Below are 12,951 nucleotides of genomic sequence, written 5' to 3'. Positions count from 1 at the left end.
TACTCCTTCTTGCTTGATCAAATCAAAAGGCTTGTGACTCCTCGAAGATCACAAGCCTTTTCTTCTTATTTCAGGTTAAAACAGTCTTTCCAGCTCGTCAACCAGACTTCCGACGTAAGCGACAGCCTCGCGGATTGGTTGCGGATCTGACATATCCACGCCAGCTTTTTTCATCAGTTCCAGCGGCGTTAGTGTTCCCCCGGCTTTGAGCACCTCGATCCAACGGTCAACGGCAGGCTGTCCCTCTTGCTTGATGCTCGCCGCCATTGCGGTAGAAGCAGTCAAACCAGCTGCGTACGTGTACGGATACAGCCCCATGTAATAGTGCGGTTGGCGCATCCATGTAAGGCTCGCTGCATCGTCCAGATCAACTGCATCACCCCAGAAGTCTGCGAGCACTTGCCCTTTCCATTCGGAGAGCTGTTTGGCAGTCAAAGGTACGTCTTTTTGCGCTCCTTCGTACACTTTTCGTTGCATTCTCGCTTCGAGAAGATGCGTGACAAAGTTGTGGTAATACGTATTCATCAATTGCAAAATGACCCAACGCTTCAGACGAGGATCGTCGGATTGCTCCACGATATGCTGCGCGAGCAAGAGCTCATTGAGTGTAGAAGGCGCTTCGATAAAGTACAGCGAAGGACGAGAGTTCGTAAAGCTTTGCTCTCTTGTCGCCAGCATAAAATGTCCGCAATGCCCCAACTCATGAGCCAGCGTGAAAGCACTGCGCATATTTCCCGACCACGTTATGAGAATGTAAGAGTGCTTGCTGTATGTCGTTGAGCAGAACGCACCTGTCGATTTGCCCACGTTGTCTACGTAGTCGATCCAGCGTTCATTCAGTGCTTTTTCCATAATCGCCGTGTACTCTGGCCCCATTACTTGCAAGGATGCCAGAATCTTTTTCCCAGCTTCTTCAATCGTAATCGGCGGGCTGAATTCTGAGTCAAGCGGCGTCTTCAAATCACAAAAGGCAAGTTTTTCGAGGCCAAGCTCTTTTGCTTTCAGCTTCGCATAGCGTCGCATGTGCGGAGCGAGTTCATTCCCGATGATATCCAGGATGTTGTGGTACATATCCAGTGTAACTTGCTGCGGCTTAAGCAGCATGTCCGTTACGGTTTCATAACCGCGCAGGCGAGACATGACGGTTTGTCTTTTCACCTCTGACGCGTATACCGCAGCGAAGGAGTTTTGGTAAGAAGCGAGCGTCTTCGAAAAGGATTCGTACGAAGCACGGCGGAGCACCGTATCGGAAGACATCTCATAATCTGTCTCAAACAGCGCGAAAGATACGGGACGCTCTTTTCCCTCGCCATCAAGGACGGGTGCAAATGACATGTCCGACAACTTTCCACGCAAGTAAATGTTGTATGGTGCACCGAAAACCTCGCCCATCGCCGCAAACGCTTCCTCAGTCTCAGCCGACAGTCGGTACGGCTTTGTTTCCAGCAAATCTTTCAAGCTTTTGCGGAATATTTCGAGTCCTGGTTCTTCCTCCAAGAAGCTCTCGATTTTTCCTTCTGGCAACGCCAAAATTTCGGAAGGGATAAAAGAAAGCGCAGCGTTAAGCTGAGATACGACATCCCCTACCCGTGCAGAGTTCGCTTGGTTTTGTGGATTCGTCCCGTCTTCAGAAGACCGCAGTCTGGCATATGTCGCTGCGATATTCGCCCGAACATTGATCGCTTCGTTTGCCTCCAAACATGCCAACAACGTCTCTCCACTCTTATGCAGTTGACCTTTGAATGCTGTGACAACAGGCAGATGCTGTATAATTTCTGCTAATTCTTGCTCCCACGCTTCCTGGCTCTCAAACAGATCGTTCAGGTTCCACGTATACTCGACAGCGACTTGATCACGTGTCTGTCTTGTCTTCACTCTGACTGCCTCCTTTAATTCTGCCAATAAAATATTTTTTATGTAATAAATTTGCCTTTTCATTTGAATTTTCCTACAATTAACCAAAATAAACAAGTGGATAACTTGCTCGAATTAGGCGGTAGTCTGTCTTTTTCTGCGCTTTCCTAGGAAATTCTTTCAAATCATAAGCAGGTGATTTCGGAGGGGAAGGTAAAATAGATAGAATGCAAGTAAGCCTTTTGTTCTAAAAAGGAGGAAATGAACGATGTCTTTTGAAACCTTGTTTGACCGTTACGCTGATCTCGCTGTAAAAGTCGGCGTCAACGTGCAGCCTATGCAAACGTTAGTAGTAACAGCTCCGCTATCTACTGCTCCTTTTGTAAGAAAAGTAGCAAAAAAAGCGTACGAAGCGGGTGCCAAGCATGTACATATTGATTGGACCGACGATGAACTCACACGGATGAAATATGATTTGGCTCCTGACGAAGCGTTTCGTGAATACCCGCAATGGAAGGTACAAGGATTGGAGGAAATGGCGGAAAATGGCGCGGCGTTTCTCTACATCTCTGCAGCGAATCCCGATTTGCTGAAGGGTGTAAATCTTGAACGCATTTCTACTGCCAACAAAACGGCTGGTCAAGCCCTCCACAAGTTCCGCAGCTATACCATGTCTGATAAAGTGAGCTGGTGCGTGCTAGCAGTTCCATCACCTGCATGGGCGGCAATGGTCTTCCCGCATTTGCCACAAGAGGAACAGGAGCCTGCCCTATGGGAGGCAATCTTCCGCGCCACTCGCGCAGATATGGATGACCCTGTCCAAGCTTGGCATGACCATCATGCGACATTGAACAGCAAGGTGGATCACCTCAACGCCAAACAATACCGCTATCTTCATTACGAAGCTCCCGGCACCAATTTGACGATTGAGCTGCCTAAAAATCACATCTGGATTGGCGGCGGGAGCGTAAATAAAGACGGTGCCTCCTTCATGGCCAATATGCCGACAGAAGAAGTATTCACCGCGCCATTAAAAGAAGGCGTCAACGGAACCGTTCGCAGCACCAAGCCCTTGAGCTATCATGGGAATTTGATCGAGAACTTTACGCTGACGTTTGAAAAAGGCAGAATTGTCTCGGCAACTGCTGAAAAGGGAGAAGAGTCCCTGAAACAATTAATTGAAACAGATGAAGGCTCGCATTATTTGGGCGAGGTGGCGCTGGTTCCTCATCTTTCCCCTATCTCGCAATCAAATATCATTTTCTATAACACGCTCTTTGATGAAAATGCGTCCAACCACTTGGCGATCGGGAACGCGTATAGTGTGAATATCGAAGGTGGCGCTGACATGAGTAATGAAGAACTGGCTAGCCGCGGTATCAATATCAGCCTCACTCACGTCGATTTCATGATCGGCTCCGCCGAAATGAACATTGATGGAGAAACAGCTGACGGCAAGCGTGAACCACTCTTCCGCAACGGAAATTGGGCTTGATTCTCCTGAGAATGACATAGCGAGAGGCTGGATTTCATCATCACCATGACAAATCCAGCCTCTTTTTTTCTCGGATTCAACGGCTTTTCGCGGAGCGCTTTCATGAAGGAGAGATAATCGGATACATGTGTCCCTGCATGGCAAAGGACGCTTTCCCCGTTTCCTCGGAAACAACGACGATCAGTGCATCGCTTTTTTCACTCAAGCCCAACGCAGCACGATGTCTGGTTCCCAGCTTTTTTTCCCCTACCACAACTTGAGATAATGGCAGGACATTGGCCGCGGAAACGATATGATTTTCCCGAATCAGGACGGCCCCATCATGCAAAGGGCTGCCAGGATAAAAAATCGACTCCAGCAAGGAATGACTCATCGTGGCCCCAATCGGTATGCCTGCTTGCAGCAGCAGATCTAGCGGGTCCTCACGTTCAACGACAATCAATGCTCCTTGGCGCCTTTTGGCCAAGTGCTGCACGGCCTTGGATAAATCCAGATATTTTTCCGTATAGGGTGAGAGATAGCATTGCAAATAAAAGGAGGCTGCTACTGTTTCGAGTCGGCTAAACTTCGTCCGTATTTGGTCAAACGTCCCGAGTACACATTCGTTTTCATTTTTTAGCGCATGTATGCTCTCATCCAACGTAACGGATATTCCCCTCAGCTCTTGCAGCAATTCCGCCTTCAGCGATGATGTATCACAGTTAACTTCCAGCATATGAACCCCTCAATTTCCATTTCTCTTCACACTTCGTTCTTTGATTGATTGTTCCCCTCCCTCTAGGAAATCATTCTATTTCCTAGATAATAATTCCACTGTGAACCGGACATAGTAAAACACAAATGATCAACAGCTTATGGAGCGAAACCGACATGATAACGGAATGGAATGAGTTTCTTTCCATCGCACAAGACTCGAATGATTTTAAACATTACGCCCTACTGAACGAGGAAAGTCCTTTTGTCATTTCGTACTATCAAACGTTGATAAAAACAGAGCTGCTGCAAAAAAATCTCTTGCGTCCCTATCAAGAACGCATAGAAGCAAATGAATCGCTCACGGAACTGCGCCATTTTTCCCGCTTCGTCCATGTGGAGGATATTATTTATACAGACGACATACAGCTGGTCGTCTCCAAAATCATGACGGGCTACGCTGCTATACAGGCAAAAGACAATTGGCAGTTTTTCGCCTTGATCAATCTGTCCAATCCGACTGAAGGATTGAGAACGGACAACGACACGGAAAACGAGTTTAGTGTCGTTGGACCAAAGGTTGGCTTTGTTGAAAATATCGATATCAACCTGCATCTCATCCGTCAACAAATCAGCACTCCCAAATTAATCGTTCGAGAGCTGACCTTAGGAACACTCTCTCATACGCGTATCGCCATTGTCTATTTGTCTGGCATTACCAATCCTCAGCACATTGAAACCGTTGAGCAAAGACTGCACTCCATCGACTTCGATATTATTTTTGATTCATCACAGCTCGATCAGATCATGAGTGACAATTCGAATACGCCTTTTCCATTGTTCCTGTCTACGGAAAGGATTGACCGGGTCATTTATGCGTTAACTCTCGGGCAAATCGTGATTATTTCCGACGCTTCCCCGTATGTCATTACAGGTCCAACAACCATCTTTGATTTCTTCATTTCTCCCGAGGATTATTATTTACCGTGGATCTTATCATCCTTATTTCGGTTGATTCGCATTTTCGGAGTGCTTTTTTCGATCTTGATGACTCCTGCCTATACGGCGGTTCTCACCTTTCACTTGGAAATGATCCCGCAAGACATGCTGGCTCCGATCATTTTATCGAGGAAGTACGTCCCTTTTCCTCCCGTCTTGGAAGTGCTTTTCTTGGAGCTGACGATCGAATTCTTGCGAGAAGCAGGTGCAAGGCTCCCGACAAAGGTCGGACAAACTCTTGGCATCGTAGGTGGAATCGTCATTGGACAAGCATCAGTAGAAGCAGCCTTGACCAGTAATATTTTGCTAATCATCGTAGCTCTATCGGCACTTGCCTCTTTTACCACCCCCATCTATAAAATGTCAAACACGATCCGTTTTCTGCGCTTCCCGCTCATTGTTTTGGCTGGAATTTGGGGCGGGCTTGGAATTGCCATCGGTTTAATGTTCATGCTGACTCATCTGCTTCAACTCAAATCGTTGGGAACACCTTATCTGGCTCCACTTTACCCTTTTCGCAGACGCAGCTTCGCGGACAGCTTCATTCGCTCTTCCTACAGCCACACAGCCAAAAGGTCTGCTGTTATGCGCGTCATCTCACAATGGAGGTACGATCCTGACAAGGCGACTCAAAAAAGAGACATTGATGAATAGAAGAAGGAGCCATCGAGGAAACCATGCTTGCAAAAAGGAAATGGACAGTGGTGCTATTGATAGTGATCTTGGCTGGCTGCTCTTCGACTCGAATTGTCAGCGAAGTACAATTGATTCATTCACTGGGTCTCGATCTCGAAGACCAAAAAATAAAAGGGGCAGCCATTACTCACATATACGGAAAGGAAAAGACTCAGATAGAGCTATTGGAAACGAAAAGCTCGAATTTATTTACGATCCTCCCTGATTTTAATGCCATCACGCCTTCTCAAGTGGAGCTTGGGCAATTGCGCTCCGTTATAGTTGGGAGGAAATATGCAGAAAACGGAGTGGAAACGCTGGTGCATACGCTTTGCCGCGATCCAGCTATTGGTTTTCGCCTTCAACTCGCTGTTGCAGAACCAAAGGCAATGACGATTTTGAAAGGCATTCGCCATATGCAAATTCCTTTTTTCATCTCCGATAGCGTCGCTCAGAATATCAAAACGTTGAATTTGCCCAAGACCAACTTGCATATTTTCTTGTTTAATTTTTATGGTGAGGGTCGCGATCCTTACCTTCCCTATTTCGTGATGCATAATGACAGAGTGAAGCTGGATGGTCTCGCGCTTTTCCGAGATGACAAATTCGTGCATCGCATCCATTCAAAAGAAAGCTTTTTACTCAAAATCATGGTCGAAAAAGCCAAGAGTGGTCAGATTCCATTTGAGGTGACGATCAACAATCGAAAAGAATCCGGACTTTTGAAAAATCTGCATTCCCATGCCGCCTTCGATGTCAATACGACAGAGCCTGTTCCCAGCATCATGGTAAAGCTCACGGTAAATGGACAAATCAAAGATTATTCAAAGTGGCTGCAATTATCCAATCCACAAGTCCTCCATCAAATGGAAAAAGAACTTTCCGCGTACCTGCAAAAAGAGGCGACGAGCTTTGTGAAGCATTTGCAGAAACTTGAAGTTGATCCGGTTGGATTTGGTGATTTGGTTCGCAGTCGAAGCGTTTCATGGAACTACTCCCACTTCAAAAAGATTTATCCACAAATGAAAATCGCAGTGACTGCTTCGATCAAGCTGGAGCAAACAGGTGAGTAATGAATAACCAGGAGGGATCAGGTGAGTACTTCCATTCGGGAAAGCGCGATGGTTTCACCTTTTTTTGTATTTTTTCTCGTGCACGCCAATATCGTGGGGGTCGGAATACTAGGGTTTCAACGGACAATCGTAGCCCATGCCGGATACGATGCCTGGATCTCCCTTCTACTTGCCGGGGCAAGCATCCATCTCATTATTTGGATGCTCTATTTCATGTTGAATGCGGGGGGCCATGATTTGTTCTCCCTTCACGAGCTCTGCTTTGGAAAATGGCTAGGAAAATTAATGAGCTTTGTCGTATTAATCTACGTCTGGATGGCTGCTTTTCTCATCTTGCGTTCTTATGTCAGTATTGTGAAGCAGTTTATTTTCCCTCTCATGCATACATGGAGTACGACGCTGATTATTTTGCTCCTCATTTTGTACATTGTTGCTGGTGGTTTTCGTACGGTTACGGGCGTCTGCTTTTTTGGTGTGGTGATTCCGGCGATATTGATGCTTCCTTTGTTTCTATTCCCTTTCGAGTACGCTCGCCCGATTAACTTGTTCCCGATGTTTTCGCATAGCTTTACCGCCTTGTTCGCGTCTGCCAAAGACGCTGTTATCAATTATATGGGCTTTGAACTACTGTTCTTCTACTACCCGTTTATCAAGCGAGCAGCTCACTCGCAAAAATGGGCACACGCTGGCGTCCTTTTTAGCACGCTCCTGTATGTAGCCGTCGCTATTGTAACATTCCTCATGTTTAGCCATGGTGAGCTGGATAAGATTATTTGGCCGACCTTGACCATGCTTAAAATCGTCGAAATTCCGATTTTGCAGCGATTGGAGTTCATTGTGATCTCTCTCTGGCTGTTCGTGATTTTGCCAAACATCTGTCTCAATCTATGGGGGGTTACCCGCGGAATGAAGCAGATATTTGGCATCAGTCAATTCCGCGCCCTTTTGCTTCTCCTAGCATCTTTGGCAATGGGTTCCTATCTGCTCGAAGGTACGACTCCTTTGCTCATGGCACTCCATTTTTATGGGAAAGTGAGCATCGTTTTTATTTTTGGCTATATCCCCCTATTGTTCCTGCTCTTCCTTCTCTGGGGGAAAAAGCGAAGTACCACACAATACCAGACCCCCGGTGCAGAAACAGAAAAAGCCCGATAGATGTCTATCGGGCAACTCGTGCTACTATCGGAATACCGGCTACTAACAATGCCTCTCGAATACTCTGCGCGAATTCCAACGCGTGGGCACCGTCGCCATGAATACAAATGGTATCGGCCTGAATCGGGATGTCCACGCCTTGCTGGGTTAGGACGAGCCCGTCCCTCACCATACGAATGACTTGCTGGAGGGATTGCTGTTGGTCCGTAATCATCGCATTCGGCTGATTGCGCGGTGTCAGCGTGCCATCTTGCTGATACGTGCGGTCGGCAAACACTTCGTGCGCTGTAGCTAGTCCGATTTTTTCGCCAGCACGCGTCAATTCGCTTCCCGCCAAGCCATACAACACCAGTTCCGGATTTACTTTGTAGATGGCCAACGCGATAGACTCGGCCAGAGCGGGTCTTGTGGCTGCCATATTGTACAAGGCACCATGTGGCTTCACATGATGCATGACGCCCCCTTCAGCCCGCACAAAGCCTTGCAGGGCGCCGATTTGGTACACGACTAGATCATACGCCTCTTCGGGGGAAATCTCCATGCTGCGGCGACCGAAGCCGACCAAATCAGCGAATCCGGGATGGGCACCAATTGCCACACCTGCCTCCAAAGCCATTTGCACTGTTTTTCTCATCGTTCCAGGGTCTCCTGCATGGAAACCACAAGCGACATTTGCCGAGCTGACATAGCGAAGAATCGCTTCGTCATTCCCAATCCGGTAAGCGCCAAAGCTTTCTCCCATATCACAGTTTAAATCTACGCTCTTCATGTATTACCTCCACCCTACAGTCAGTTTGATTCCCAATTGGATCTCATTTAGGGTCCGCTCTCGTTCGTACAATGCCCGCTGCGCATCCTGTAGAGAAATTTCTTGAAAACGCATCGTTTCTCCCGGTCGCAACTGAGCGATGATCGGCAAATCCACAGTCGCCACATACCCGATCTTGGGATATCCGCCGATTGTTTGTCTGTCTGCCATGAGAATGATCGGCTGACCGTCTGGAGGAACCTGAATCGTTCCCATCGTGACAGCAGCAGATATCAACTCTAGTGGAGACGTAAGGGCAAGAGTCGATCCCGTCAAACGATACCCCATCCGATCTGATTGAGGAGATACCTGAAAAGCCTGATCGAAAAAGCGCTGACGGCTCTCTGCTGTGAAATCGTCGAACTGATCCCCACGCATGACCCGAACGATACTTTCCTGACATTGTGCAAAATGACTGGCAGGAATAAACCAATCCGTATCGGAAAAAGCTTCGTCTCCTGCTTTTTGTTCCAATTGCTTTGCTAGATACAAACTGAATGAGCTTTGCGGGTTGTGCTCGAGTCTATCACCTGCTTGCAGCATTCTGCCTGCCAATCCCCCAAATCCCGCTCGCAGATTCGTGCTGCGGCTCCCCATCACGATTGGCACATCCCAACCACCAGCAACAGCGAGATAAGCACGACAGCCTTTTTTCGCATGGCTGAACTGCAAAATGCTTCCGCTTCTTACCCAGACTGCTCGATTGGACTTGACTGTTTTTTTGTTGATAGTTGGACTGAGATCGCCACCACAGATCGCAATCAGCATGTCCTTTTGGAACAAGAGTGTCGGTCCCTTCATCGTTAACTCCAGAACTGCCTCATCTCGATGATTGCCTACCAGCATATTGGCCATCTGTACGGCAAGTGCATCCATCGCACCACCTACATTGACACCGTGCCGCTGATAGCCGTACCTGCCCCAGTCCTGCACGGTTGTACAAAGCCCTGGCGATACAACCTCTATGCTCATCGAAACACCTTCTTCCCAGCCTCATACTCCTGTTCGGAGATCGGACGAAAACGAACTTTGTCTCCGGCACGCAAAAGACTCGGCTGACTCTCGGTTGGTTGGAATAGACTGAGTGGTGTTCTTCCGATTATTTGCCATCCTCCCGGCGTCTCGATTGAGTAAATACCTGTTTGCGCACCGCCAATCCCTACACTGCCTTTTGGAATCGAGAGACGAGGTGAAGAGCGGCGTGGGGTCGCCAAACGCTCGTCCATTCCCCCAAGATACGGAAAACCGGGGGCAAATCCGATCATGTAAACCAAATATTCGGCAGATGAATGGATCGCAATGACTTCCTCTCGCGTGAGACTGTTCTGCTGAGCAACGTTGTCCAAATCCGGCCCAAAGCTTCCGCCATAGCAAACCGGAATCTCAACAAGCCTAGGCTCAGCCTTGCCTGTGACAGTGAGCTCCTGGAACATTCTGTCAAGGATAGAAAGGACGCTCTCATAAGGCATCAGGTCATGTGGAAACTGCTGTGCGAGAATAATTGGATCATAATAAACCGTGATGGTGGTAAAACCGGGGACAATCTCCAGCATTCCCGGAAAAGGATTCTCCAGAAGAAAATCCGTGAACATCACGACAATCTCATGCGTCCTTTGATCAATCACTTCCCCAAGCTTGACAATCACACCTGAATCACCAAGTGGAGAGAATTCGTAGTTCTTCATTCGTTTCCCCTCTTGATCAGCTGATTTGTCCGCCACCCACAACCATATCCTGCTCATGCGAAATCGTTGCCTCGATTGCGATTTGCAACCCTTTCACAATCGTTTCCAGCGCCATGCTTGGCTGTTCGGCCAGCCTTGCAGCCTGCTCAGGCAGATAAGGAATATGAATGAATCCCCCTCGAGTTGATGCGTGATATTCGGCTAGATAATGCATCAAACCATAAAAAAGATGATTGCACACGTAGGTTCCGGCCGTTTGTGAAACGGATGCGGGTACCCCTTGTTTTCGTAATTCATGGACGATGGCCTTGATAGGCAAGGTAGACCAGTACGCAACAGGTCCATTTTCCCGAATCGGCGTATCGATGGGCTGATTTCCTTCATTGTCTGGAATACGAGCATCGTTCACATTAATCGCAACGCGCTCGACAGCAATATCGACCCGTCCGCCTGCTTGTCCAATGCAAAGCACGATGTCCGGCTTCGTTTCCTCAATCGCTGCATAAAGCTGCTCGATCGACTTATCAAAGACAGTAGCGATTTGACGTATTTCCACTTGATAATGTGCAGACTCGATCTTTCCTAGCTCTTTTACCGACTCCCATGCTGGATTGACGGACTCCCCCCCAAAAGGATCAAATCCCGTTACCAAAACCGTCTTCATGTCGTACTCCTCCTATTTATCTGTGATCGATTCCGTATATCCCAGTTGACCCATGATGCTTTTCGCCGCCGCTTTCGTCTCCTGGACCAAATATCCCAATCGCTCCTCCGTAAAACGCGAAGAAGCGCCAGCTAAGCTCAATCCAGCAATAACTTGTCCCGTATAATCACGAATGGGGACTGCCAAGGCCGCTGAATCAGGCTCCAGTTCACCGTAGCTCACGGTATAACCCCTCTCACGCGCATCTTGTATCCATTTCCACAACAGGTGTTCATCCGTATTGGTACCTGGAGCGATCTTTTTCCATTCAACCCGCTTCAAGAAAGCGGTAATTTCCTCATTTGGCATGAACGATAACAAAATGCGCGGGCACGCTCCGGCATACAGAGGCGCCCTTCGCCCTACCTGGGTATAAACCCGCACGTACCCACGTGTATCCACTTTTTCAATGTAAACTCCTTCATCTTGATCCCGAATAATCAAATTGACTGCTTCCTCGACGCTATCACGTAATTGCAGCATGTACGGAAGCGCGAGTTTTCTGATCTCCAATCGCTGTGCCACGATGTTTCCAAATTCGAGTAGCTTCAAGCCCAATTGGTACTTGGGCGGTTGATGGCTCGTTGTTTTGGCGACGAAACCGCGCATTTCAAGGGTCTGGATGATCCGAAATACCGTGCTTTTCGGCATTTGAGACAATTCCACGAGTTCCGCCAGACTCAATTCGCTGTTATCGATGAAATACTCTAAAAACTCCAGCGTTTTCAACACACTGCGGTTTGCTGTTTTTCCCATTTTTCATCACCACTTTATCGTCCCAAAATACGGAATGATATTTTGTATTTTGGTATAAGATAATCGTAGAATAATTCTGTCATTACGGTCAATACATTTTTAACCCCCTTCTCGCCGTTCACTTAATTGGAAAAGGGGGCCATACTCGTTGGCTAATGAATATTCTTTTTCTTAAACCGTCCACCAGAAACATCGTGAATATGACCGATTGCCAAAAATGCAGAGGAATCGATTTCCTCCACGATGGATTTCAGCTTCGCTTCTTCCAATCGGGTGATGACACAGAAAATGACTTTTTTGACGTCCCCGGAGTAGCCACCTTCTCCATTCAAATAGGTAATTCCCCTCCCCAGTCTCGCCGTTAACGCATCGCCAATTTCGACTGGATAATCACTGATAATCCATACTGATCTGGATTGTTCGAGTCCGACCATCGTAATATCGATCATTTTATAAGCGATGTAATAAGCAATTAACGAGTACATGGCCCGATCCCATCCAAATATGAAGCCGGCACTGCCTAGAATAAAAATGTTAAAAAACATGACCATTTCGCCGACTGAAAACGGACTTTTCCTCGTCATCAGGATCGCAACAATTTCCGTTCCATCCAAGGAACCGCCCGCGCGAATGACAAGTCCCACACCGATTCCGATAATGATCCCCCCAAAAACAGCAGAGAGAAGCAAATCGTCCGTCAAGCCGGGAACATGATGAAGGTAGCTCGTCCCCAGGGACATCACGACGACACCGAACAGCGTAGAGATGGCGAATGTCTTGCCAATTTGCTTGTAGCCAATAAGTAAAAAGGGCAGGTTAAAAAGGAATAAAAATATTCCGAGTGATCCTCCTGTCAGCTTTGATGCCATAATGGAAACACCGGTTACACCACCGTCAATGATGTTGTTGGGAACCAGAAAGATTTCCAGTCCGACTGCCACCAACAGAGCTCCAATGATGATTCCAAGAGCTCTCAGTGCGATCCTTCTTTTTTTCGTTCGTTTATGAGTGATCGGTGCAACCGTTTTTGCATCCATTTTGATCATCCTTAGCCG

At 47.6% G+C, this 12,951-nt stretch carries 12 protein-coding genes; 4 read left to right on the top strand and 8 right to left on the bottom strand.

Annotation, left to right across the window (positions count from 1 at the left end; all coding sequences use genetic code 11):
• Positions 1 to 75: 75 nt before the first annotated feature.
• The gene (gene pepF, locus KB186_RS05870; protein ID WP_173609360.1) at positions 76 to 1,875 is read right to left on the bottom strand and encodes an oligoendopeptidase F; all 1,800 of its coding nucleotides are present in this window, start codon (positions 1,873 to 1,875) and stop codon (positions 76 to 78) included.
• 247 nt (positions 1,876 to 2,122) lie between these two features.
• Here pepF and KB186_RS05865 point away from each other — a divergent pair, with 247 nt between their 5' ends.
• Positions 2,123 to 3,349 carry an aminopeptidase gene (locus KB186_RS05865; protein WP_173609361.1) on the top strand — a complete coding sequence of 409 codons (1,227 nt, stop codon included), beginning with the start codon at positions 2,123 to 2,125 and terminating at the stop codon, positions 3,347 to 3,349.
• Between the two features lie 100 nt (positions 3,350 to 3,449).
• Here KB186_RS05865 and cdaS read toward each other — a convergent pair whose 3' ends face one another.
• On the bottom strand, positions 3,450 to 4,064 hold the full coding sequence (gene cdaS / locus KB186_RS05860; RefSeq protein ID WP_173609362.1) for a sporulation-specific diadenylate cyclase CdaS: 615 nt from the start codon (positions 4,062 to 4,064) through the stop codon (positions 3,450 to 3,452).
• A gap of 155 nt (positions 4,065 to 4,219) precedes the next feature.
• Between cdaS and KB186_RS05855 the strand changes: the two genes are divergently transcribed.
• The 3 genes from KB186_RS05855 to KB186_RS05845 are packed head-to-tail and all read left to right on the top strand — an operon-like array spanning position 4,220 to position 7,944.
• A complete protein-coding gene (locus tag KB186_RS05855; RefSeq protein WP_173609363.1) occupies positions 4,220 to 5,695 on the top strand; it encodes a spore germination protein in 1,476 nt (491 codons plus the stop codon).
• Between the two features lie 50 nt (positions 5,696 to 5,745).
• On the top strand, positions 5,746 to 6,789 hold the full coding sequence (locus tag KB186_RS05850; protein WP_232773231.1) for a Ger(x)C family spore germination protein: 1,044 nt from the start codon (positions 5,746 to 5,748) through the stop codon (positions 6,787 to 6,789).
• A 21-nt stretch (positions 6,790 to 6,810) separates the two neighbouring features.
• The gene (locus tag KB186_RS05845; RefSeq protein ID WP_232773230.1) at positions 6,811 to 7,944 is read left to right on the top strand and encodes a GerAB/ArcD/ProY family transporter; all 1,134 of its coding nucleotides are present in this window, start codon (positions 6,811 to 6,813) and stop codon (positions 7,942 to 7,944) included.
• Between the two features lie 4 nt (positions 7,945 to 7,948).
• On the opposite strand, the gene KB186_RS05840 is transcribed toward KB186_RS05845, so the two are convergent.
• The 6 genes from KB186_RS05840 to KB186_RS05815 form a co-directional block, all read right to left on the bottom strand.
• Positions 7,949 to 8,713 carry a LamB/YcsF family protein gene (locus KB186_RS05840; protein ID WP_232773229.1) on the bottom strand — a complete coding sequence of 255 codons (765 nt, stop codon included), beginning with the start codon at positions 8,711 to 8,713 and terminating at the stop codon, positions 7,949 to 7,951.
• A gap of 3 nt (positions 8,714 to 8,716) precedes the next feature.
• Positions 8,717 to 9,724, bottom strand: a complete 1,008-nt coding sequence (locus KB186_RS05835; protein ID WP_232773228.1) for a 5-oxoprolinase subunit C family protein — start codon at positions 9,722 to 9,724, stop codon at positions 8,717 to 8,719.
• The gene (gene pxpB, locus KB186_RS05830; RefSeq protein WP_232773227.1) at positions 9,721 to 10,437 is read right to left on the bottom strand and encodes a 5-oxoprolinase subunit PxpB; all 717 of its coding nucleotides are present in this window, start codon (positions 10,435 to 10,437) and stop codon (positions 9,721 to 9,723) included. The genes KB186_RS05835 and pxpB overlap by 4 nt, the downstream gene beginning before the upstream one ends.
• Positions 10,438 to 10,453: 16 nt before the next feature.
• Entirely contained in the window at positions 10,454 to 11,101 is a 648-nt protein-coding gene (pcp, locus tag KB186_RS05825) for a pyroglutamyl-peptidase I (RefSeq protein ID WP_232773226.1), read from the bottom strand.
• Between the two features lie 12 nt (positions 11,102 to 11,113).
• Entirely contained in the window at positions 11,114 to 11,896 is a 783-nt protein-coding gene (locus KB186_RS05820) for an IclR family transcriptional regulator (protein WP_232773225.1), read from the bottom strand.
• Positions 11,897 to 12,048: 152 nt separating this feature from the next.
• Positions 12,049 to 12,933, bottom strand: coding sequence for a YitT family protein (locus KB186_RS05815; protein ID WP_232773224.1), 885 nt, complete (start codon positions 12,931 to 12,933; stop codon positions 12,049 to 12,051).
• Positions 12,934 to 12,951: the final 18 nt, after the last annotated feature.

The organism is Brevibacillus sp. AF8, from assembly GCF_021270385.1.
GTDB lineage: Bacteria > Bacillota > Bacilli > Brevibacillales > Brevibacillaceae > Brevibacillus.
Note: the sequence above shows the minus strand (reverse complement) of the source record. Positions and strands in the feature narration are given on the sequence as shown.

Coding starts and splice junctions, on each gene's coding strand:
- KB186_RS05865 (WP_173609361.1), top strand. CDS start 2,123: ATGTCTTTTGAAACCTTGTTTGACCGTTACGCTGATCTCGCTGTAAAA.
- cdaS (WP_173609362.1), bottom strand. CDS start 4,064: ATGCTGGAAGTTAACTGTGATACATCATCGCTGAAGGCGGAATTGCTG.
- KB186_RS05855 (WP_173609363.1), top strand. CDS start 4,220: ATGATAACGGAATGGAATGAGTTTCTTTCCATCGCACAAGACTCGAAT.
- KB186_RS05840 (WP_232773229.1), bottom strand. CDS start 8,713: ATGAAGAGCGTAGATTTAAACTGTGATATGGGAGAAAGCTTTGGCGCT.
- KB186_RS05835 (WP_232773228.1), bottom strand. CDS start 9,724: ATGAGCATAGAGGTTGTATCGCCAGGGCTTTGTACAACCGTGCAGGAC.
- pxpB (WP_232773227.1), bottom strand. CDS start 10,437: ATGAAGAACTACGAATTCTCTCCACTTGGTGATTCAGGTGTGATTGTC.
- pcp (WP_232773226.1), bottom strand. CDS start 11,101: ATGAAGACGGTTTTGGTAACGGGATTTGATCCTTTTGGGGGGGAGTCC.
- KB186_RS05820 (WP_232773225.1), bottom strand. CDS start 11,896: ATGGGAAAAACAGCAAACCGCAGTGTGTTGAAAACGCTGGAGTTTTTA.
- KB186_RS05815 (WP_232773224.1), bottom strand. CDS start 12,933: ATGGATGCAAAAACGGTTGCACCGATCACTCATAAACGAACGAAAAAA.